This window comes from Kitasatospora sp. SC0581 (assembly GCF_048159585.1).
Taxonomy (GTDB): domain Bacteria; phylum Actinomycetota; class Actinomycetes; order Streptomycetales; family Streptomycetaceae; genus Kitasatospora.
In genome coordinates this window covers 50,213-71,780 of the sequence record NZ_JBLRWA010000037.1, presented here as the reverse complement: position 1 = coordinate 71,780, position 21,568 = coordinate 50,213, and the positions used below count along the sequence as shown (strand labels likewise).

The window sequence follows — 21,568 nt, the reverse complement described above, 5'->3', positions numbered from 1 at the left end:
CGCGCTCCGGGCCGGGCCCGGAGCGCGCCGGAACGTTTCTGCTGGCTTTGCGCTGCTCCTCCTCCCACCACCCCCTTCTACTTTCCATGCCCCCACGTTGATTGGTGGAAGGAGGAGAGCGCGGGGGTCAGGTGGGCGGGGCCCGCGGGGCGCCCGGGGTCCGCTCGGGGTGGGCGTGGGGTGCGGGGCCGTGCCCGTCGGCCCCACCGGTTCCGCCGGCGCCGCCGGGCCCGCCGTGGGCGCGGGGGTGGCGGGCCGCGTGGGCGGGCTGGGGGTGGACGGCCGCGCCGAGGGTGGCCGGGGAGTCGCCCGTCACCGCGATGTCCCCCTCCCGGTCGGTGCGCAGAACGGTGGCGCCGAGTGCGCGCAGGTGGTCGACCGTCTTCGGGGACGGGTGACCGTACGGGTTGCCCTCACCGCAGGAGACGAGGGCCAGCCGGGGCCGCAGCGCACCGGCCAAGTCCCAGTCCTGGTGGGCCGATCCATGGTGCGCCACCTTCACGACGTCGACCTTCCCCAGTCGGCCCAGCAGGGCCGACTGGGCCTGCGGTTCGAGATCTCCGAGCAGTGCCATCCGTAGTCCTCCTGTCAGTGACACCATCAATGCGACGCTTGCGTTGTTCGGTCCGGGCGCCTCGGCAGCCGCACCGGGGACGGGCCACACCACGTCCCAGGCCAACTCCGCTCCGACGGAGCGCCGTTCACCCCGACCCGCTCTCAGCAACGGCAGGCCGGCCCCTGCGGCCCAGCCCGTCACCCGGGCCGCCTCACCCGGCGGATCGTCCAGCGTGGTGCCCTCGACGGCGCCGACCCGGCGGCCCCGCAACACCCCCGGCACGCCCTCGACGTGGTCGGCATGGAAATGCGTCAGCAGCAGTAAGGGGACGGTCGTCACGCCGAGGTCGCGCAGGCATCTGTCGGCGGCGTTCGGGTCCGGCCCGGCGTCGATCACCACCGCGCTGTCCGGCTCCCCCGTCGCCAGGGCCAGCATGTCCCCCTGCCCGATGTCGCACATCACCAGTCGCCACCCCGGCGGCGGCCAGCCGGTGGCGATCCGGATGAGCTGTGGCGGGCGGAGCAGCACGGCCAGCAGGACCATCATCAGCACTGCCGTCACCAGCGCCCGCGCCCAGCTCCGCCGGGCGGGCACCGGCACCGGACTGCCCGGCTCCCGCCGTCGGGGCAGCAGGAGCGGCGCCGCCCAGCAGGCCGCCAGGACGGCCAGCGCGACCGTCGCCGTCCCGAACCACCCTCCGGGCCAGGTCAGTTGGCCACCCGGCACCTCGGCGCCGCGCCGTGCGACCAGGGCCAGCCAGCCGGCCGGCAGCCCGGCCGGTTCCGCGAGCAGGCGGGCCAGGGCCGGAAGGAGCGGCTGAAGGGCGAGCACCCCGAAGCCGAGCAGCGTCGCCGGGGCCACTGCCAGCTCGGCCAGCAGGTTGCAGGGGATGCCGACCAGGCTGATGTGCCCGGACAGCACCACCGTCACCGGCGCGCACAGCGCCTGGGCGGCCGCCGTCGCGGCGAACGCGCCTGCCAGGTGGTGCGGCCAGCGGCGGGCCCGCAGGGCTTCGGCCCAGTGCGGCCCCAGGACGAGCAGCCCGGCGGTGGCGAGCACGGAGAGCAGGAAGCCGAACGAGCGTGCCAGGAACGGGTCCAGCAGGACCAGCACCAGGACGGCCCCGGCGAGCGCGGGCACGGCCTTGCGGGGACGGCCGGTGGCCAGGGCCAGCATGCCGATCAGTCCCGTCCCGGCCGCCCGAAGCACGCTGGGCTCGGGCCGGCAGACGGTGACGAAGGCCAGCGTCAGAGCCGTGCCGAGCAGCGCGCCGGTGCGCAGTGACAGCCCCAGCACCGCGGCCAGCCCGCGCCGTTCCGGGGTGCCGGCCTGCCCGGGCGCTCCCAGCAGCGCACCGAGGACGATCGCCAGGTTGGCCCCGCTGACCGCCACCAGGTGGACCAGGTCGGTGGCCCGGAAGGCGTCGTCGAGGTCGTCGGGCAGTCGCGAGGTGTCGCCGACGACCAGCCCCGGGAGCAGCCCGCGCGCGTCCGCGGGCAGTCCGTCGGTGGCCGTGCGGAGGCCCTCACGGAGGCGCCCGGCGATCCGCTGCGGCAGGCTCGGCGGCGCCAGCTGCCGGGGCGCCCCGTGGACGACCAGCAGCGCGGCGGACTCGGTGTCGTGCCCCTCCCCCGCCGGCCGTACCTCGGCCTCCACGGCCAGCCGCTGGGACGGGAGCAGCCGCTGCCAGGGCTCGCCCTCCGCCCCTCGGGCCATGACGGTCACCGGCGTACGCGTGCGGGTGCTCCGCCTGTCCGGGAGCGGGGTGACACGGTCGGCCACCGCGTCCACGGTGAGGAGTGCCTGCCCGCCGACGGTGCCGCCCCGGGAGGTGTGGACCTTCGGGTCCCCCGCGACGGTCAGCTCCACCTCCACCACTGGGGAGGGCTCGCCCGGCGCTCGCGGACCGGCGGCTGCGGACGCACGGGCGAGCTCCGGCAGCGGCCCCCGGTGGAGGGCGGCGGTGTGCAGCGGGGTGGCGATCGCGGCCGCCGCACCGGTGAGCAGGACGGCGGCCAGCGTCGCCGAGGCCCCGCGCCGGCGCAGGCCCCCCGGCCGGGTGAGCAGCAGGACGGCCGCGAGCGCGGCGACGCCCGCCGCGGTGAGGACGAGGGCCGCGTACCCCGGCTCCAGACGCAGGAGTGCCGCCGTGACCGCCCAGGCCGAGACGGCGGGCAGCAGCAGCCGGAAGTCGGCGCCCGGAGAACGGGACGCAACGGCCGGACCGAACGGCGTGGTGGCGACGGACATGGTGGTACCTCCCTTCGAAGGCCGGGCATGCGGGCGGGGCGAGTGGACAAGGGGGACGGGCAGGGACAGCGGCAGGACAGGGCGTCAGAGGGTGAGCAGCGGACGGAGCTCCGCGTATGTACGGGCGCCGATGCCGCTGACCTGCCGGAGTTGGTCGAGGGAGCGGAAGGAGCCGTGCGACGTGCGGTAGGCGAGGATGCGCTGGGCGAGGGTGGGGCCGACGCCGGGAAGGCTGTCGAGCTGTTCGAGCGTCGCGCGGTTGAGGCTGACGGGCGGCCGGGGCACGGTGAGGCCCGGAGGGCCGCTCCCGCTTCCGACCACCGGGCCGGGGGCGGGCGCCTGCTCGCCGACCAGGATCTGCTCACCGTCCGTCAGGATGCGGGCCAGGTTGAGGTTCCTGGTGTCCGTCTCCGGCAGCGGACCGCCCGCCGCCCGCAGGGCGTCGGCTACCCGGGAGCCGCCGGGCAGGGTGTGCAGGCCCGGGAGGTGGACCCGGCCGCCGATGTCCACCACGACAGCCGGCCCGGTGCCGGACACGGCCTCGGCACCGGCGCCGGGCCCGGCCCTGGAAGGAGCGGAGTCGACGGGGACGGACGGCTCCGCCCCCGACGGTGCCGCGACCGCCGCGAGCGCGGGTACGGCGACCGCCTCCGGCCGGGCCAGCCAGAAGTGCTGCACGGCGTAACCGACCGCGAACAGCAGCAGGATGGCCAATCCGGCCACCGCGCGCCGATCGAGTGCCAGCACCGAGGCGAACGAGGGGATTGAGGAGGATGCGGAGAACCGCGAACGCGCCCCGGCCTCCGGCGGCCCCATGTCGGCGTCGCCCGGATCCGACGCAACACCCGCATCCGGCGGGACCGGCGTCGCATCCGACAGCACCGGCACCGGCATCGCAATCGGCGACGGCGTCGGGGCCGGCCCCAAAGAGCCGCCTTCCGCACCGCCCTCCGGCTCGTCGTCCATCGGCAGCAGCGCGGCCATCCGCAGCCGCACCGTCTCGTTGATCGCATGGCGCTTCGCCGCGCCCAGGCCCATGGTCGTCATGCCGAGGACGGTAGGAGTCCTCCGGCGACCGTGCGGAAATTAGCGAAACCCTGTGGATAACCCGGGGGTTGTGGATAAAAAGCGTCACTCACAAGAGTGGATATGGCCACCTGAGGTTGACCGAGCGACCAGCGAACCACCCACCGAACCACCCACCGGACCGCCACCCCCTCAGCGCGGCGCGACCACCACCGCCAGCAGCCCCGGCCCGACGTGCGCCCCGATCACCGCCCCCACCTCGCCCACGTACAGCTCCCGCAGCCCCGGCACCCGGGCCCGCAGCCGCTCCGCGAGCGGTTCGGCCCGCTCCTCGGCCGCCAGGTGGTGCACGGTGATGTCGACGTCCTGCTCCCCCGACCGCTCGACCGCGATCTCCTCCAGCCGCGCGATCGCCCGCGACGCCGTCCGCACCTTCTCCAGCGGCTCGATCCGCCCGCCGTCCAGGTGCAGCAGCGGCTTGACCGCCAGGGCCGAACCGAGCAGCGCCCGCGCCGCCCCGATCCGTCCGCCCCGGCGCAGGTGTTCCAGGGTGTCGACGTAGAAGAACCCGCTGGTCCCGGCCGCCCGCCGGCCGGCCGCCTCGGCCGCCTCGGCCAGGCCCTGCCCGGCCACGATCGCCTCGGCCGCCGCCAGCACCCCGTACCCGAGCGCCATCCCGACCAGTCGGCTGTCCACCACCCGCACCGGTACGGGCGCCTCGGCGGCGGCCAGCCGGGCGGCCTCGACGGTGCCGGACAGTTCGCCGGAGATGTGCACCGAGACGATGCCCTTCGCCCCGGACTCGGCAGCCGCCCGGTAGGCGGCGGCGAAGGTCTCCGGGTTCGGCCGGGAGGTGGTCACCCGCTGCTTGCCGCGCAGCGCCTCGGCGACGTCCTTAGGGGAGATCTCGACGCCCTCGCTCAGCACCGAGTCGCCGACCGCGACGCTCAGCGGGACCACCGTGATCCCGTACCGGTCGAGGGCATCCTGCGGCAGATAGGCCGTGGAATCGGTGACAAGTGCGAGGTCGGAGGGCATGAGCCGGAGGTTACCCCCCGTCGCTCCGGGAGGACAGCGCCCGGTCCGGGCCCCCTCAGGAGGTCCCGTGACGCGCGACCGGCTCAGCCCGTCGGAGCCCCCGTGACGCCCGACCGGCTCAGCCCGCCGAGGGCCCCGTCGAGGGCTTGCGCAGCCGCTGCGCCAGCTTGGCCAGCGGATCGGCGAGCCCGAGCAGCTCCTCCGCGCTCGGCCGTCCCTTCCCGTCGGTCAGCCCGGCCCGAGCCGCACCCCCGGACCGCGCCGCACCCCTGGTCGCCCCCGCGGAACCACCAGACCCCGCAGCAGCACCACCGACCCCCGCGGAACCACCGGACCCCGGGGCTCCACCCGCCCCCGCGGAACCGGCAGCCCCCGAAGCACCCTCCGCGACATCCCAGTGCCGCAGCGCCCCCGCCTCGCTCTCGCACTCCTGGCTCAGCCGGCTCAGCTCGTCGTCCGCGAACCGGTGCATCCGGTCCTGCGCCGCCCAGCGCATGGTCTCCGCCGAGTGCGTGATCCGCTCCGCCCGCTCGCGCAGCTCCGGCAGCTTGGCGGCGATCCGCGCGGTGTCCGGCTCGCGCTCCAGCATCCGCAGCTCGCCGTCGAGTTCGGCGGCGTGCGTGTCGAGCCGGTCGAGCAGGGCGAGCGACTCGCCGAGCTGGGAGTCCTGCGCGAGGCCGCCCTCCAGTACCTGCCGGGTGCCGTCGAGCGAGGTCCGCAGGCCCAGCCGGACGGTGGCGATCTGCGCGGGCGGGCCGACCCTGGTGTACGTCTTCGCCTTGAGGGTGGCGGTCTCCACGGCGCGCCGGGCGTTGGCCTCGTGCTTCTCGATCTTCGCGCCGACGGCCTTGGCGGCCTTGACCGTGCCGATCACGGCCAGGACCATCGCCGCGACCCCGAAGAGCAGGACCAGCCCGATCATCACGCCGAACACGTCCATCGCGCGCCACCTTCCGCCGTCGTTCCGGCCCCCACCGGGCCCAACGCGGGCCGCATTGCCGAGGGTTCCACGGTAGCCGCCGGAACCCGCCCGGGGGCAGCCGAGAGGGCCCTGGCGGACGGAGATCAGGGTCAGATCCGGGATCTCCCCGAGGGCCCCCGACCACCCTGGAAGCCCCCCGCAAGCGCCCCGCAAGGCGCCCAGCCGGCACCGAACCCGAAAACGCCGACTCCCGAAAGCACCGGATCCCGAGAACGCCGACCCCCCGAAAGCACCGGACCCCGAGAACGCCGACTCCCCGAAGCGCCGACCCCCCGAAACACCCCGAAAACGCCGGACGGGCGCCCCGAAGGACGCCCGCCCGACCGCTCACGCGACCGCTCCCGCGATCACCCCGCGGTCACTTCCGCACCAAGAACACTCAGCCGGTGACGATGTTCACCAGCTTCGGCGCCCGCGCGATCACCTTCCGCACCTCGGCCCCGCCGATCGCCGCGATGACCGCCGGCTCCGCCAGCGCCAGCGCCTCCAGCTCGGCGTCCGAGATGCCCGGCGCGACCTCCAGCCGCGCCTTGACCTTGCCCTTGATCTGGACCACGCAGGTCACCGTCTCGTCCACCACGTACGCCGGGTCGGCGACCGGGTAGTCGGTGTGCGCCAGCGACTCGCCGTGGCCCAGTCGGCGCCACAGCTCCTCGGCGACGTGCGGGGCCAGCGGCGCGACCATCAGCACCAGCTGCTCGGCCACCGCCCGCGGCGTGGAGCCGCGCTTGACCAGGTAGTTGTTCAGCTCGATGGCCTTGGCGACGGCCGTGTTGAAGCGCAGCCCGGCCATGTCCCCGCGGATGCCGTCGATGGCCTTGTGCAGGGCGCGCAGCGTCGCCTCGTCCGGCTCCTCCTCGGTGACGACCAGTTCGCCGGTGGTCTCCGAGACGACGTTGCGCCACAGGCGCTGCAGGAAGCGGTACGAGCCGACGACGGCGCGGGTGTCCCACGGGCGGGAGACGTCCAGCGGGCCCATCGACATCTCGTACAGGCGCAGCGTGTCGGCGCCGTACTCGTCGGCGATGTCGTCCGGCGCGACGGCGTTCTTCAGGGACTTGCCCATCTTGCCGGCCTCGCGCTTGACCGGCTCGCCGTCCCAGAAGTACTGGCCGTCGCGCTCCTCGACCTCGGCGGCGGGCACCGGGAAGCCGCGCTCGTCGCGGTAGACGTCGGCGGTGATCATGCCCTGGTTGAACAGCTTGTGGAACGGCTCGACGGACGAGACGTGGCCCAGGTCGTGCAGCACCTTGTGCCAGAAGCGCGCGTACAGCAGGTGCAGCACGGCGTGCTCGGCGCCGCCGACGTACAGGTCGGCGCCGCCGGCGGGCTTGGTCTCCGTCGGGCCCAGCCAGTACTTCTCGTTGGCCGGGTCGACGACGGCCTCGGAGTTGGACGGGTCGACGTAGCGCAGCTCGTACCAGCAGGAGCCGGCCCAGTTGGGCATGGTGTTGGTCTCGCGGCGGTACTTCCTGACGCCGTCGCCCAGGTCCAGTTCGACGTTGACCCAGGCCTCGTTGCGCGACAGCGGGGTCTCCGGCGAGGAGGCGGCGTCGTACGCGTCGTAGGTGCGCGGCGAGTAGTCGTCGACCTCGGGGACCTCGACCGGCAGCATCGACTCGGGCAGCGCGTGCATCACGCCGTCCTCGTCGTAGACGATCGGGAAGGGCTCGCCCCAGTACCGCTGGCGGCTGAACAGCCAGTCGCGCAGGCGGTAGTTGACGGTGCCCTCGCCGATGCCGCGCTCGGCCAGCCAGGCGGTGACGGCGGCCTTGGCCTCGACGACGCTCAGCCCGTCCAGGGACAGCGACACGTCGCCCTCGGTGCGGGCGGAGTTGACGATGACGGAGTCGTAGGTGTCGAACGCGTCGTCCCACTCGGCCGGGTCCTGGCCCCGCCCGTCGGTGGGCTCGACGACGCAGCGCATCGGCAGCGCGAAGGCGCGGGCGAAGGCGAAGTCGCGGTGGTCGTGGGCGGGGACGGCCATGATGGCGCCGGTGCCGTAGCCCATCAGCACGTAGTCGGCGATGAACACCGGGACGGACTCGCCGCTGACCGGGTTGACGGCGTGGGCGCCGGTGAAGACACCGGTCTTGACCTTGGCCTCGACCTGCCGCTCGACGTCCGACTTGGCGGCGGCCGTGGCGCGGTAGGCGGCGACGGCCTCGGCGGGGGTGGCGGCGCCGCCGGTCCACTCGGCGGGCACGCCCTCGGGCCAGGCGGCGGGGACGATCGAGTCGACCAGGGCGTGTTCGGGGGCCAGCACCATGTAGGTGGCGCCGAACAGGGTGTCGGGCCGGGTGGTGAAGACGGTGATCTTCTGGTCGCCGGGGGCCGCGAAGTCGACCCGGGCGCCCTCGGAGCGCCCGATCCAGTTGCGCTGCTGCAGCTTGATGGCCTCGGGCCAGTCCAGCAGGTCCAGGTCCTCGATCAGCCGGTCCGAGTACGCGGTGATGCGCATCATCCACTGGCGCAGGTTGGACTTGAACACCGGGAAGTTGCCGCGCTCGGAGCGGCCGTCCGCGGTGACCTCCTCGTTGGCCAGGACGGTGCCCAGGCCCGGGCACCAGTTGACCGGCACCTCCTTGGCGTAGGCCAGGCGGTACTCGCCCAGCACCTCGTCGCGCTCGGCGACGGTCAGCCCGGCCCAGGCGCGCCCGTCCGGCAGCTCACGCGCGCCGGACTCGAAGTCGGCGACCAGCTCGGCGATCGGGCGGGCCTTGCGGGCGTCCGCGTCGTACCAGGAGTTGAAGATCTGCAGGAAGATCCACTGGGTCCAGCGGTAGTAGTCCGGGTCGATCGTGGAGATCGAGCGGCGCGGGTCGTGGCCCAGGCCCAGCCGGCGCAGCTGCTGGCGCATGTTGGCGATGTTGGCCTCGGTGGAGACCCGCGGGTGGGTGCCGGTCTGCACCGCGTACTGCTCGGCGGGCAGGCCGAAGGCGTCGTAGCCCAGCGTGTGCAGCACGTTGTGGCCGGTCATCCGCTGGTAGCGGGCGAAGACGTCGGTGGCGATGTAGCCCAGCGGGTGGCCGACGTGCAGGCCCGCGCCCGAGGGGTACGGGAACATGTCCATGATGAAGCTGTGCGGCTTCGCGGCGACGTCGCCGGCCGCCGGGTCGGCCAGCGCACCGGTGGGGTTGGGGGCGTGGAAGGTGCCCTCCTTCTCCCAGATGTCCTGCCAGCGGGACTCGATCTCGGCCGCCAGCGCAGCGCTGTACCGGAACGGCTCGGTCGCGGTCTCGGCCGCGCCGGACGCAGGGGTCGTCTCGCTCATGGTCCTTCAAGCTCCATCGGTGTCGGTTGGCGAACCGCGCGGGCGGCCGGCCCGTGGACCCGGCCCGGGACGGGATCGGGGGGCGGAAAACAAAAAATCCCCTCGCAGGAGGGGACGCCACGCCGACTCCGGCACCGCCCGAAGGCTCAGCCGGTCCTGGTCAGCGCGGCCGGCTAAGGAGCAGGCGCACGGTTCGCATGGGCTCAGGGTACCGCAAGCGGGTCGACGGGCTGCGGGGTATACCGCCGGGACGGCGGCACGGAGCCGCCCAGGGCCGCACGGAACCGCATGAGGCCCCGCGGAGCCACCCGGAGCCGCAGCGCGCCACGCAGGACCGCACGAGGCCGCACGGAGCCGCGCGGGGCCGAGCCGCAACCCGCCCTACCGAGCCGCCACCCGCCCCGCCGCGTCGAACTCCCGCAGCGCCTTCGCCACCCGCTCGGACTGCATCCCCGCCGCGAGCGAGCGCGCCAGCGAGGCGGTGCGGGCCGCCTCCCGCTGGTCGCCGAGCCGGCGGTGGGCCTCGGCGAGGCGCACCATCAGCAGCGTCTTGGTGCGGGCCCGTCCCGGTCCGAGACCGGCCACCGCCTCGGCGAGCAGCACCTTGGCCAGCCGGTGCTGGCCAAGTGCCAGCCGCCCTTCCCCCACCATCCCGGAGAGGGCGGCCCGGACCTCCTCGGTGCCGGGCAGGCCGTCCAGTTCGGCGAAGGCCCGGGCGGCGGCGGCCTCGGCCCGTTCGGCCTCGCCCCGGCGGCCGTACGCGCCGGCGAGCCGGCCGTACTGGCGGGCCCGGGCGACGGGGCTGAGCGCGGCGCCGTGGGTGTCCAGGGCGGTCACCAGCGCGGAGACGGCGTCCAGCCCGCGCCCGCCGGTGCCCTGGGTGGCGAGCACGACCAGCGCGCCGAGCACCGCGACGCCGAGCCGGGGGTCGCCGCTGACGTGGGCGGCGCGCAGCGCGGCGACGAAGGCGCGCTGGGCGGCGGCGTCGTGGCCGAGGTCGTACGCGGCCCAGCCGGCCAGCCGGGCGAGTCTGCTGGCCGTGCCGTAGAGCTCGCGGCCGAGCCGTTCGTCGTACGCGCCGAGTTCCAGCAGCTTGGCCAGCATGGCGAGTTCGGCCCGGACGGGGCCGAGGACGAGGCCGCCGCCGCAGGCCCGTTCGAGCTTCTGCTTGCTGCGGTAGGACAGGCCGAGTTCGCCGGCCAGTCCGGGTTCGACGCGCAGCGCGCCCTCGCCGCCGCCGACGGGCGGCGGCGGGGAGTCCAGGCGGGCGGCGGCCTGGTCGAGGTCGGCGCCGCGGAACAGGTCGGTGAGGCGCACCGGGCCGGCGTCGGTGGCCGCCTCGCGCAGCGCGGTCTGGGCGGTGTCGGCGGTCCACGGGTCGGTGAGCAGCCGGGGCGAGAGGATCTTGGCGCCGCGGTGGCCGCCCATCCGGCCCCAGAGCTGTTCGTAGGTGACGGCGATGCCGAGGGTGCGGCTGAGCACCTCGCAGACCGCCTGGTCGTGCGGGCTGCGCGGGACCATGCCGCGGTCGCGCCACTTGTACGGGGCGGTGGAGCTGATGGCGAGGCCCGGCGGCAGGGCGAGGCTCACCTCGCGGGCGAGCCGTTCCGGACTCCATCCGAGCTGGTGGAGTATCCGGGCCAGTTCCTCGTTCCGCCTTCGCTCCAGATCGGCCATGGCACGACGGTAGCGGGATTCCGGCCGCCGGGACCGGCGGCGCGGGCAGAACGGCGAAGAGCCGCCCCCCGTTTCCGGGAGGCGGCTCTCGACTGCTGTGGAGCTATGGGGAATTGAACCCCAGACCTCTTGCATGCCATGCAAGCGCTCTACCAACTGAGCTATAGCCCCTTGACCTGCGTTGTCACCGTGGTTCCCGGTTGTTTCCGGCCGTTTCCCTCGGCGACATCGACTACTTTACACGCTCCGGGGCGTGCTCCTGAAATCCGTTTCCCGAGGTCCGCACCACGCGCCCCGGGAGCCCGTCTCCCGCACTCCGGGCGTACGGCGCCCGCCCCCGGCGCCCGCCCTGACGCACGCTCCCAGCGCGCACTCCCGACGCACGCGCCCCGCCAACGCACCGCCACCGCACCACCCGCCGACCGCGCGCCCGCCAGGAGAACTGCGAGGCCGGGCCCGAAACGCCGGAAGGCCGCCACCCCTTGGGTGACGGCCTTCCGAACTACTGTGGAGCTATGGGGAATTGAACCCCAGACCTCTTGCATGCCATGCAAGCGCTCTACCAACTGAGCTATAGCCCCGCGACACGGGCGACCCTGGCTGACCACGACCGCCGATGCGGAGTGGAGCTATGGGGAATTGAACCCCAGACCTCTTGCATGCCATGCAAGCGCTCTACCAACTGAGCTATAGCCCCGCACTCACCGGATCTCCCGCTTCCCTTCCGGGCCGCGTTCCTTCCCTGCGAACGAGGAAGACTCTAGCTGGTCAGGGCCGGAACTGCGAAATCCGCTCCCTCCGGACCCCCGCCGAGGGCCCCGTGAGGGCCCCCGGCACCCGGTGCCGCCCGAGCCGGTACGGCTCGGCTCAGGTGTCGTCGCCGATGACCGGCTGCGGGAGGGTGCCCGCGTTGTGCTCCAGCAGGCGCCAGCCGCGCGTGCCCTGGCCGAGCACCGACCAGCAGCAGTTGGACAGTCCGCCGAAGCGTTCCCACTGGTCCGGCTCCATGTCGAGCAGCCGCCCGAGCATGGTGCGGATCGTCCCGCCGTGGCTGACCACCACCAGCGTGCCGTCCTCGGGGAGCTTGCCGACGGCGTCCAGGACCACCGGCACCGAGCGGTCGGCGACCTCGGTGGCCAGCTCGCCGTCACCGCCCCGCCGCACCGGCTCACCGGCCGCCCAGGCCTCGTACTCCTCCGGGAAGCGCTCGCGGATCTCGGCGTTGGTCAGGCCCTGCCAGGAGCCCGCGAAGGTCTCCCGCAGGCCCTCGTGGTGCCGCACGTCGAGCCCGGTGACCTCGGCCAGCTCCGCGGCGGTGCGCCGGGCCCGCTGGAGGTCCGAGGAGATCAGCAGGTCGGGACGGAGCCCGGAGAGCAGCCGGGCCGCCCGCTGGGCCTGCTGGACGCCCTGGCCGGTCAGCTCGATGTCCGTGGTGCCCTGGAAGCGCGATTCGAGGTTCCAGGAGGTCTGGCCGTGCCGCCAGAAGACGATGCGCGGGCCGCGCGGGCCCCGGCTCAGTGCAGGTCCTCGGGCTTGCCGAAGTCGTCGGCGGGGGCGACGACGTTGCCGGCCTCGTCGGTGAACGCGTCCGGACGGTTGCGCGAGGCCAGGGCGTCCTCGGGCAGCGGGAGCTCGGGGCAGTCCTTCCAGAGCCGGTCCAGCGAGTAGAAGGAGCGCTCCTCGGCGTGCTGGACGTGCACGACGATGTCCAGGTAGTCGAGCAGGATCCAGCGGCCGTCGCGCTCGCCCTCGCGGCGCACCGGCTTGATGTCCAGCTGCTCGCGCAGCTGGTCCTCGATCTCCTCGGCGATCGAGCGGACCTGGCGGTCGTTGTTCGCGGAGGCGATCAGGAAGGCGTCGGTGATCGACAGCACCTCGCTGACGTCGAAGGCGATGATGTTGTGCGCGAGCTTGTCGGCCGCCGCCTGCGCGGCGACGGTGATGAGCTGCTGGCTGTGGTCGGTAACGGTCACGGTGTTCTTCCGGCTCGGCGGCTTGGGGGGCGCCCCGGCGCTCGGCCGGGGTCGCCTTCCAGGATCTCACGCCGCCCGGGCGGGCCCGGAACCGTTTTTCCAGGCCCCCGAGCCCCGGGCCCCCAAGCCAATACCGGGCCACCGCCCCCGCCGCCACCACGCCCGGACCCCCGCCGGGCCCGGGCCACCGCCCTACTGGGTCTTCGGCGGCTGGTAGTCCTTGCCGAGCACCACCAGCAGGTCCGCGTTCTGGGTGTCGCCGGTCACCTTCTTCACCGCCGTGTCCGGCAGCCCGAGGCTGGTCGCCAGCGACTTCGCCGCGCCCTGCCGGGCGTCGTCGGTGTAGCGGATCTCACTGGTGGCCTGCGGGGCGCCCTTGGCCCCGCCCGGGATGAAGGTCAGGCCGGAGTTGACGATCTGGACCTGTACGGCGGCCGCCGCCGCGTCGTTGCCGCTGGAGTCCTGGACCGCGACCCGGACCGGGGCGTCGCCGGCGGCCGCGGACTTCACGGTGCCGCCCAGCACGTCCTTGACCTGCTTGCCCGCGGTCGCCTCGTCCAGGCTGCCGTCCGGCTTGACGGTCAGCGCGGTGGTGCCGAAGTGGCCGTCCTTCGCCTGCTGGGAGAGCTGGACGAGCACGCCGGCGAGGGCGTCCTCGGGCAGCGAGGGGTCGAGCACCGCGTTCATCCGGTGCACGTCGTCCTTGGCGTCCTTGAACTCGGTCGGCATGGCGCGCACCAGCGCGTCCATGACCTGCCCGAACCGGGCCAGCTGGGCGTCCCGGTTCTCGCCGGGGTTCTGCAGGGTGGCGTAGGCGACCGCGGCCTTCCCGCTGAGCATGGTGTTCTTGCCCGCCGCGGACAGCAGCTTGCCGTCCGGCTTGCCGCCCTCGTGGGTCTCGGCGTTGGTGTCCACCCGGACGCCGCCGAGCTGGGAGACCAGCAGTTCCAGGTACGGGGTGTCCAGCCGCCAGGTGCCGGCCACCGGGGCGCCTAGCACGGTGGACAGGCCGTCGCGGGTCGCCGAGGCGCCGATGCCGTCCATGGACTGGCCGACCGTGGTGACCGGCGGGTCCCCCGGGCCGGGCAGCCGCAGGGTGTCGGGCAGCAGCAGCACCGTGCCCTTCTTCCCGGAGGCGTCGTTGACCAGCAGCGCGCTGGACACCTTGCCCTGGAGGTCGCGCAGGTGGACGACGTTGACCTGGCGCCCGCCGGCGGCGGCCGCCGCGGTCGGCTTGCCGCCGGTGAGGAAGAGGTACCCGCCGACGCCGGCGGCGGCCAGCGCCACCACCGCACCGAGGCCGATCAGCCGGTTGCGCAGCTTGCGGCGGCGCTCGGCGCGCACCTCGCTGCGGGACTCGGCGAACTTCAGCCAGTCGATGACGTCCTCGGTCTCCTCCGCCTCCTCGTCGACGAAGGTGAACTCCCCCGTGGTGTAGCTGTCGTCGGGCGCCTTGCCGCCGCCCTTCCCGCCCTTCCCGGCCTTCCCCGCCTTCCCGGCCCGCGCCCCGGCGACCTGCTCGGACGGCGGCTCGGCCTTGGCAGGCACCGGCTCGGCGGCCGGCCGGGGCACCCGCGGACGCGCCGGTGCGACCGCCGCGGCCGCGGCCGGCTCGGCCTGCACCGGTTCCTGCGCCTGCGACGGCGCCTGCGCTTCGGTCACGACCGGGGCGGCCGCCTGGTACGGCTGCTCCTGGTACCCCTGGTAGCCCTGCTGCTGGTAGACGTACGTGCCCTGCCCGTACACCGGCTGCCCGTACTGGTCGTACTGCTGGTCGTACTGCTGCTGCTCGTACGGCTGTTGCTGCGGGAACTGCCCGCCCTGCTGGTACCCGTCGTACCCCTGGTAGCCCTGCTGCTGGTAGCCGTACGCGCCCTGCCCGTACACCGGCTGCCCGTACTGGTCGTACTGCTGCTCGTACTGCTGCTGCTCGTACGACTGCGCCTGCGGCTGCTGCTGTGGCTGCGGCTGCTGCGGGTCCTGCGGCTGCTGGTAGCCCTGGTACGGCTGCTGGTACTGCCCGGTGGACCAGTCCTCCGGCCGCCGGCCGTCGCTGCGATCAGTCATGCACCGCTCCCGGATCAGTCCCCGCGCGGCGCGTACAGCGCCCGCTTGTCGATGTAGCGGACCACGCCGTCCGGGACGAGGTACCAGACCGGTTCGCCCTTGGCGACCCGGTTGCGGCAGTCCGTGGAGGAGATGGCCAGCGCCGGGACCTCCACCAGGGAGACCCCGCCCACCGGAAGCCCGGCGTCCGACAGAGTGTGCCCCGGGCGGGTGCATCCGATGAAGTGGGCCAGCGAGAAGAGCTCGTCGGAGTCGCGCCAGGACAGGATCTGGGCGAGCGCGTCGGCGCCGGTGATGAAGAAGAGGTCGGCGTCCGGGTGCAGGGCGTGCAGGTCGCGCAGGGTGTCGACGGTGTACGTCGGGCCCTCGCGGTCGATGTCGATCCGGCTGACCGAGAACTGCGGGTTCTCGGCGGTGGCGATGACCGTCATCAGGTAGCGGTCCTCGGCCGGGGTGACGTGCCGGTCGCTCTTCTGCCACGGCTGCCCGGTCGGCACGAAGATCACTTCGTCCAGGTGGAACGCGCTCGCGACCTCACTGGCGGCGACGAGGTGGCCGTGGTGGATCGGGTCGAAGGTGCCGCCCATCACGCCGAGGCGCTTCTTCACCGGTTCCGGTCCGCCGGGATTCCCGGCCTGCTCTCCCATGCCGCCACACCTTACGCGACACGCGTTACGGTGCGGGAACGGCCGGGTGGGGGTTCTCCGCAGACGCGTGAGGGAGCGTCCGGCCGGTGGCCGGACGCTCCCCGAGCGGCCCCAGGCCCCGGCTCAGCGGTCCCGGTTGAAGCGGGTGGTGATGAAGAGCAGGACCAGCAGGATGACCAGTGCGGCGCCACCGGTCAGGGCCGGGTTCAGACTGTCGTGGTTGCCCCCCTCGCCCTCGGCGAGCAGGTTCAGAACGGGGAGTGCGGCAGCAGTGCTCATGGTCGGCGGGACCTTCTCGGCTCGGTGAACGGACCTGGGGGTTGTTCCGGGCCGGGTGAGGGCCCACCCGTCATCGTACGGGGGGTTACACGGCAACCGCTCGGCGGCCCACCGCCGCTGACCGGGCGTGAGCGCGGGCCGAGGGACCGACCGGCGAACGGGCCCGGGCCCCGGCGAACGGACCGGAACGGCCCCGGCGAACGGACCGGGGACGGCCCCCGGGAACGGACCTGGGACGGCCCCGGGGAACGACCGGCCCTAGTTGTTCTTGAAGGCGCGGGCCATGATCCAGATCAGCAGGCCGATGCCCACGAAGGACGCGACCACGATGATCCGCAGGAACAGGCCGGGGCCGGACTCGTCGGAGATGGGCGCGGCCAGGCTGACAAGCGTGTCGGTGGACATCTGCGGGGGCTCCTCGTACTGCTCGGTACCGCGGCCGGGTCCGGTCTCGGTCGTCCAGGCCTCAGGGTAAACCGGCCTCACACCGGCGGAGCCCCCCGGCCCCGCGGACGCGCGCCGCAGACGCGCGCCACCGGCCCCGCGGGCGCGCCCCGGCGGCCCGCCGAGGCGCCCACGGCCCCGGCGCCCACCGCGCGGACCGCGCGTACGCTGACCCCGGGGACGAGTACGCAACCGCGCACGTTGCACAGACAGTCGTTGCAGGCGAAGACCAGCGGGGGGCGGGCCAGCGGGCCGCGGCCGCCGTCGACCAGGAGGTACTCACACCATGACCGACACGACCTCGAAGACGCCGAGCCGCCGCCGCGAGCGCTTCCCCGGAATCTCCACCCGGGCCTGGGAGCACCCGGCGGACCGCTCGGCGCTGGTCGCGCTGCGCAGGCTGACCGGCTTCGACGACATCCTGAAGAAGCTCGCCGGACTGGTCTCCGAGCGGGCGATCCGGCTGATGTTCCTGGCCACCGCGGTGAAGACCTCCGAGCGCCAGTTCCCGGAGCTGCACGACATGGTGCGCGACGCCGCCTACGTGCTCGACCTGGAGCAGGTCCCCGACCTGTACGTTTCCCAGGACCCGACGGTCAACGCGTACTGCATCGGCATCGACACCCCGGTCATCGTGATCACCAGCGGCCTGGTCGAGCTGCTGGACGAGGAGGAGCTGCGCTCCGTCATCGGCCACGAGGTCGGCCACGCGATGTCCGGCCACGCCGTCTACCGGACGATGCTGATGATCCTCACCAACATCGCCACCCGGATCGCCTGGGTGCCGCTCGGCAACCTGGCGATCACCGCGATCATCACCGCGCTCAAGGAGTGGTTCCGCAAGGCGGAGCTGTCCAGCGACCGGGCCGGCCTGCTCGCCGGGCAGGACCTCCAGGCGTCCATGCGGGCCCTGATGAAGCTGGCCGGCGGCCACAACCTGGCCGAGATGAACGTCGACGCCTTCCTGGAGCAGGCCGAGGAGTACGAGAAGGCCGGCGATCTGCGCGACGGCGTGCTCAAGGTGCTCCAGCTGCTGCCGCAGACCCACCCCTTCGCGGTGGTCCGGGTCGCCCAGCTGAAGAAGTGGGCGGAGAGCGACGACTACCGCTCGATCATGGCCGGCGCCTACCCGCGCCGCTCGGACGACCCGGACACCTCGGTCACCGAGCAGTGGAAGGCCGCCGCCGAGCACTACACGACCTCGGTCAAGGAGAGCAAGGACCCGCTGATGGGCCTGCTGCGGGACGTGGCCGGCGGCGCCGCGACGGTCGGCGGCAAGCTCCGCGACACCTTCACCGGAGGCGGCGGCAGCAGCAACGGCAACGGCAGCCGCAACGGCTCCGCGGACCGCGACGGCAGCTGACCCACCGCGACCGACCACGACCGCGAGCCGCGACGGCGGCCGGCGTCCCGCCCGGGGCACCGGCCGCCGTCGCGTTCCACGGCCCGGGCGCCTCAGCCGCCCGCCAGCACCTCGCACACCTGCCAGCCCGGCCGGGCGTGGTTGCCGGGGTCGACCGGCGCCGGCGGCGTGACCGCCGTGCCCTGCGCGGTGGCCAGCACCGGCTGCAGGAAGCCCGCCATCGAGGCGCCGCAGGGCTCCGGCCCGGCCTGCACCACCGAGTCCACCAGCCGCAGCTGCCCCGAGGCCAGGTCCACCCGGTCGAACTCGAAGGTCAGCTGCCGCCGCACGGTCTCCAGGGTGACCGGCGCCCCGGCCGGGGCGCCGGCCGGCTTGAGCGCGTAGACGAAGGTGTGGTCGGTGGTGATCTGCAGCGTCCCGCTGTCCGCCTCGTCGATCCGCATCGCGCCGACCACCTTCACGGTGTTCGAGGCCAGCGCGACCTGTGCCGGGTCGAAGCGGACCATCCAGCCGGTCACCGCGTGGTGGCGGTCGTCCACCGGCTGCGCCACGCTCGCGTCGAACTCCGCCTGCTCACCGGGCGTGACGAAGACCCGTACGTCGGCGGTGGCGCCCTGGACCAGCGTCGCCGGGGAGAGCGAGGAGGCGACCAGGTAGCGCTGGACGGTGTCGAGCGCCTTGGCCACCTCGACCCGGCCGAAGTTCCCGGTGGCGGCGCCGGTCGGGGTGTTCAGCCCGATCGTGCCGTCCCCGTACCCGAGCGGCAGCGCGGCGAACGGGTCCGCCGGGTCGGCGACCGGGTGGACGGCCGACGCCGGGCTCAACGCGACCAGGCTGACGGTCAGTTGGCTGCCCTCGGGCCGCACCGCGGTGCCCTTCGGCGAGCTCACCCCGAAGTACACCGCGGCCCCGAAGGCGAGCAGGATGAGCAGCAGCAGGATGAGCGCCTGGCGCGGGACGGTGCCCAGCGGGCCGAACCGCACCCGCGACCGGGTGGCCTTGCCGAAGGAGCCCGCCAGCCGCTCCCGGGCGGAGAGTTCCTGGATGCGGGCAGCCCGCACGAACGATTCGTCGAACACGACGGACCGGAATTCGTCCTCGTTGCCGGAACCGCCCTCGGGCGTCCCCTCAGGAGGCTCTCGCGGGTCACCCACACCACCAGGGTAGGCGGACACCAGCGCCGCCACGAGGGTCCGGGCGCACATTCCCGGGAACGCTCCGTGACCACCGCCCCGGGGCGTGCGCCCCCGGGCGCTCGGACTAGCCGGCGGGCGCCGTGACCACCAGCGGGGGCTCCGCCGGGGCCTGCCCGGGGGCCACCCCGGTGCTGCTGCTGCCGGACTGGGGGCGCCGGGGCGTACCCGAGGGGCCGCCCACCCCCTGGTAGATCGCCGCGACGGCGACCGCCACCAGGCTCACCCCCATGATCACGGCGAGCACCCAGGCCACCGGCCGGTGCCACCGCTGCTGGGCCACGTACCGCCCGGGGACGCGCACCGGGTCGTCACCGCGCCGCCACCGCCGGACCCGGCGGTCGGCCGCCCGGCCCGGCCCCGACCAGGGGTCGGGGTAGAGGTGGTCCGCGTCGAGTCCGCTCGGGTACGGGCGCAGCTCCAGCGGCAGCCCGTCCCCGGCCGGAACGTCACGGCCCCAGCCCGGCCCCGCGGCGTCCGGCTCGAACCGGGCCTCGGCGGCGGCGAGTTGCCGCTCCTTGGCGGTCGGCTCGTGCACGGCGGCGGACCGGACGAAGGCCTCGTCGAAGACCACGGTGGCGAACTCGTCGTCCGCACCACCGTGGTCGGAGCCGTCGGGGTACGGGAAGCCCCCCACATCCTCAGCCACGGATTCAGCGTATTACCGGCCGGACGATTTGTCTGTGGCTCCCGGCAGTTGGTCCGTCGCACGTGTGACGGACGCCCCGCACGCGCCGCCCGGCGGCCGCCCGCGCCCCCGCCCGCGGCCTGCGCGCCTACTCGGCCCCGCCGCCCACGGTCTGCGCGGCCTCGCCCCGCACGTGCCCGTCACCAGTGACGATGTACTTGGTGCTGGTCAGCTCCGGCAGGCCCATCGGGCCGCGGGCGTGCAGCTTCTGGGTGGAGATGCCGATCTCCGCGCCGAAGCCGAACTCGCCGCCGTCGGTGAAGCGGGTGGAGGCGTTGACGGCCACCGTGGTGGAGTCCACCAACCGGGTGAAGCGGCGGGCGGCGGCCTGCGAGGTGGTGACGATCGCCTCGGTGTGGCCGGAGGACCAGCGGCGGATGTGCTCGACGGCGGCGTCCAGCGAGGGCACCACGGCGGCGGCCAGGTCCAGCGAGAGGTACTCGGTGCCCCAGTCCTCGTCGGTGGCCGGCACCACGGTGGCCGGTCCGCCCTCGGCGGCCTTCAGCACCGCCTCGTCGCCGTGCACGGTGACCCCGGCCTCGGCGAGCGCCGCCAGCGCGAGCGGCAGGAAGGCGTCCGCGACGTCCTGGTGGACCAGCAGCGTCTCGGCGGAGTTGCAGACGCTGACCCGCTGCGCCTTGGAGTTCAGCAGGATGCCGACGGCCATCGCCAGGTCGGTCTCGGCGTCCACGTAGACGTGGCAGTTGCCGGTGCCGGTCTCGATCACCGGGACGGTGGAGCCCTCGACCACGGTGCGGATCAGCGAGGCGCCGCCGCGCGGGATCAGCACGTCCACGTAGCCGCGGGCGCGCATCAGCTCCCGGACCGACTCCCGGCTCTCCCCCGGCACCAGCTGGACCGCGTCGGCGGGCAGCCCGGCCGCGGCGACGGCGTCGCGCACCACGGCGACCAGCGCGCTGTTGGAGCGGTAGGCCGAGGCGGAGCCGCGCAGCAGCACCGCGTTGCCGGACTTGAGGCAGAGCGCGGCGGCGTCCGCGGTGACGTTCGGGCGGGCCTCGTAGATGATGCCGACCACGCCGAGCGGCACCCGGACCTGCCGCACGTCCAGGCCGTTGGGCAGGGTGTAGCCGCGCACCACCTCGCCGACCGGGTCGGGCAGGCCGGCCACGTCGCGCACGTCGGAGGCGATCGCGGCGATCCGCTCGTCGGTCAGGGTCAGCCGGTCGATCACCGACTCGGCCGTGCCGGCCGCCCGGGCCCGCTCCACGTCCTCGGCGTTGGCCGCGACGATCTCCGCACTGCGGGCCACCAGCGCGTCCGCGACCGCCAGCAGCGCGGCGTCCTTCGCGCCGCGCGGCAGCGGGGCGAGCGCGGCGGCGGCCTCCCGGGCTCGGCGCGCTACGGCGAGGACGGGGCTGTCGGCGGTGGCGAGATCGCTGGTCATGCCGCCAAGGGTAGCGACTGCGCCCGCCCCGCCCGGGCGGCATTTCGCCCGGTGAGACAGCTCGGTACGGCGTTCGGTCCGGCGTTCGGTCCGGCGTTCGGTCCGGGCGCTCAGTACGGGTGCACGCCGCCCAGGTGCGGCGGCGGCTCGCCGAAGCCCTCCGCCACCCGCTTGTGGTACGTCGCCCGGTCGACCACCTCCAGCCCGACGATCTCCCAGGGCGGCAGGTTCGAGGTGACCTTGTGCTCGCCCCACAGCCGCAGCGCGATGGCCGCCGCGTCGTGCAGGTCCCGGGCCTGCTCCCAGTAGCGGATCTCGGCGTGGTCGGCCGCGTAGCGGGCGGTCAGGAAGAACGAGTGGTCGTGCGCCAGCTGCTCCAGCGAGGCGCGCAGCGCGGACAGCGGGGTGACCTGCCCGGCCACGCTCAGCACCACGTGCCACAGCCGCGCCTGCTCGGGCACGGTGGGCGGCTGGGCCGCCCGGTCGAGTTCGGGCCGCATCCCGCGCATCCCGCCGGGCCGCTGCGTCGGCGGACCGGCCGGCTCGGCGGGGCCGTCCCCGCGTCCGCCGTCGATGCTGGTCAGCCGCCGGCCCGCGGTCCCTGCGGTCAGCGCTGCCTCGCGCCTGCGTTCCACCGGCGGCCTCCTGTTCGGCGATGTCGTGTCGTCCCCACCGGCCCCGTCGGCCCTCGGCCGACCGGTACGGC

Annotated in this window: 17 protein-coding genes and 3 tRNA genes; 1 reads left to right on the top strand and 19 read right to left on the bottom strand. The window is 74.2% G+C overall.

The window, feature by feature from the left end:
- Positions 1-127 precede the first annotated feature (127 nt).
- The 15 genes from ACLWS4_RS33805 to ACLWS4_RS33735 all read right to left on the bottom strand — a co-directional run bounded on the left by ACLWS4_RS33805 (position 128) and on the right by ACLWS4_RS33735 (position 16,174).
- Positions 128-2,806 (bottom strand): ComEC/Rec2 family competence protein, encoded by a 2,679-nt coding sequence (locus ACLWS4_RS33805; protein WP_416876118.1) that lies wholly within the window; start codon positions 2,804-2,806, stop codon positions 128-130.
- 84 nt (positions 2,807-2,890) lie between these two features.
- Positions 2,891-3,853 (bottom strand): helix-hairpin-helix domain-containing protein, encoded by a 963-nt coding sequence (locus ACLWS4_RS33800; RefSeq protein WP_416876117.1) that lies wholly within the window; start codon positions 3,851-3,853, stop codon positions 2,891-2,893.
- A gap of 171 nt (positions 3,854-4,024) precedes the next feature.
- A complete protein-coding gene (locus tag ACLWS4_RS33795; protein WP_117487734.1) occupies positions 4,025-4,870 on the bottom strand; it encodes a DegV family protein in 846 nt (281 codons plus the stop codon).
- A gap of 118 nt (positions 4,871-4,988) precedes the next feature.
- On the bottom strand, positions 4,989-5,810 hold the full coding sequence (locus tag ACLWS4_RS33790; protein ID WP_416876116.1) for a hypothetical protein: 822 nt from the start codon (positions 5,808-5,810) through the stop codon (positions 4,989-4,991).
- A 421-nt stretch (positions 5,811-6,231) separates the two neighbouring features.
- A complete protein-coding gene (gene leuS / locus ACLWS4_RS33785) occupies positions 6,232-9,126 on the bottom strand; it encodes a leucine--tRNA ligase (protein ID WP_416876115.1) in 2,895 nt (964 codons plus the stop codon).
- Positions 9,127-9,507: 381 nt separating this feature from the next.
- Positions 9,508-10,803, bottom strand: coding sequence for a hypothetical protein (locus ACLWS4_RS33780; protein WP_074000712.1), 1,296 nt, complete (start codon positions 10,801-10,803; stop codon positions 9,508-9,510).
- A gap of 98 nt (positions 10,804-10,901) precedes the next feature.
- Positions 10,902-10,974, bottom strand: a tRNA-Ala gene (locus ACLWS4_RS33775).
- 337 nt (positions 10,975-11,311) lie between these two features.
- A tRNA-Ala gene (locus ACLWS4_RS33770) sits at positions 11,312-11,384 on the bottom strand.
- A 43-nt stretch (positions 11,385-11,427) separates the two neighbouring features.
- Positions 11,428-11,500 (bottom strand) — tRNA-Ala (locus ACLWS4_RS33765).
- 170 nt (positions 11,501-11,670) lie between these two features.
- Positions 11,671-12,321, bottom strand: a complete 651-nt coding sequence (locus ACLWS4_RS33760) for a histidine phosphatase family protein (protein WP_049658575.1) — start codon at positions 12,319-12,321, stop codon at positions 11,671-11,673.
- The gene (gene rsfS / locus ACLWS4_RS33755; RefSeq protein ID WP_049658573.1) at positions 12,318-12,776 is read right to left on the bottom strand and encodes a ribosome silencing factor; all 459 of its coding nucleotides are present in this window, start codon (positions 12,774-12,776) and stop codon (positions 12,318-12,320) included. Before rsfS ends, ACLWS4_RS33760 begins: the two co-directional genes overlap by 4 nt.
- A 192-nt stretch (positions 12,777-12,968) precedes the next feature.
- A complete protein-coding gene (locus ACLWS4_RS33750; RefSeq protein ID WP_416876114.1) occupies positions 12,969-14,843 on the bottom strand; it encodes a LytR C-terminal domain-containing protein in 1,875 nt (624 codons plus the stop codon).
- Between the two features lie 14 nt (positions 14,844-14,857).
- Positions 14,858-15,490, bottom strand: a complete 633-nt coding sequence (nadD, locus tag ACLWS4_RS33745; protein WP_049658574.1) for a nicotinate-nucleotide adenylyltransferase — start codon at positions 15,488-15,490, stop codon at positions 14,858-14,860.
- 123 nt (positions 15,491-15,613) lie between these two features.
- The gene (locus tag ACLWS4_RS33740; protein WP_181970583.1) at positions 15,614-15,769 is read right to left on the bottom strand and encodes a hypothetical protein; all 156 of its coding nucleotides are present in this window, start codon (positions 15,767-15,769) and stop codon (positions 15,614-15,616) included.
- A gap of 258 nt (positions 15,770-16,027) precedes the next feature.
- Entirely contained in the window at positions 16,028-16,174 is a 147-nt protein-coding gene (locus ACLWS4_RS33735) for a hypothetical protein (RefSeq protein WP_158077652.1), read from the bottom strand.
- Positions 16,175-16,499: 325 nt separating this feature from the next.
- Between ACLWS4_RS33735 and ACLWS4_RS33730 the strand changes: the two genes are divergently transcribed.
- Positions 16,500-17,576, top strand: coding sequence for a M48 family metallopeptidase (locus tag ACLWS4_RS33730; RefSeq protein WP_416876113.1), 1,077 nt, complete (start codon positions 16,500-16,502; stop codon positions 17,574-17,576).
- Between the two features lie 92 nt (positions 17,577-17,668).
- On the opposite strand, the gene ACLWS4_RS33725 is transcribed toward ACLWS4_RS33730, so the two are convergent.
- The 4 genes from ACLWS4_RS33725 to ACLWS4_RS33710 all read right to left on the bottom strand — a co-directional run bounded on the left by ACLWS4_RS33725 (position 17,669) and on the right by ACLWS4_RS33710 (position 21,497).
- Positions 17,669-18,730, bottom strand: coding sequence for a hypothetical protein (locus tag ACLWS4_RS33725; RefSeq protein WP_380782544.1), 1,062 nt, complete (start codon positions 18,728-18,730; stop codon positions 17,669-17,671).
- Positions 18,731-18,836: 106 nt separating this feature from the next.
- On the bottom strand, positions 18,837-19,418 hold the full coding sequence (locus ACLWS4_RS33720) for a hypothetical protein (RefSeq protein WP_074000709.1): 582 nt from the start codon (positions 19,416-19,418) through the stop codon (positions 18,837-18,839).
- Positions 19,419-19,545: 127 nt separating this feature from the next.
- Positions 19,546-20,862, bottom strand: a complete 1,317-nt coding sequence (locus ACLWS4_RS33715; RefSeq protein ID WP_049659684.1) for a glutamate-5-semialdehyde dehydrogenase — start codon at positions 20,860-20,862, stop codon at positions 19,546-19,548.
- 110 nt (positions 20,863-20,972) lie between these two features.
- Positions 20,973-21,497 (bottom strand): hypothetical protein, encoded by a 525-nt coding sequence (locus ACLWS4_RS33710; protein ID WP_074000707.1) that lies wholly within the window; start codon positions 21,495-21,497, stop codon positions 20,973-20,975.
- Positions 21,498-21,568: the final 71 nt, after the last annotated feature.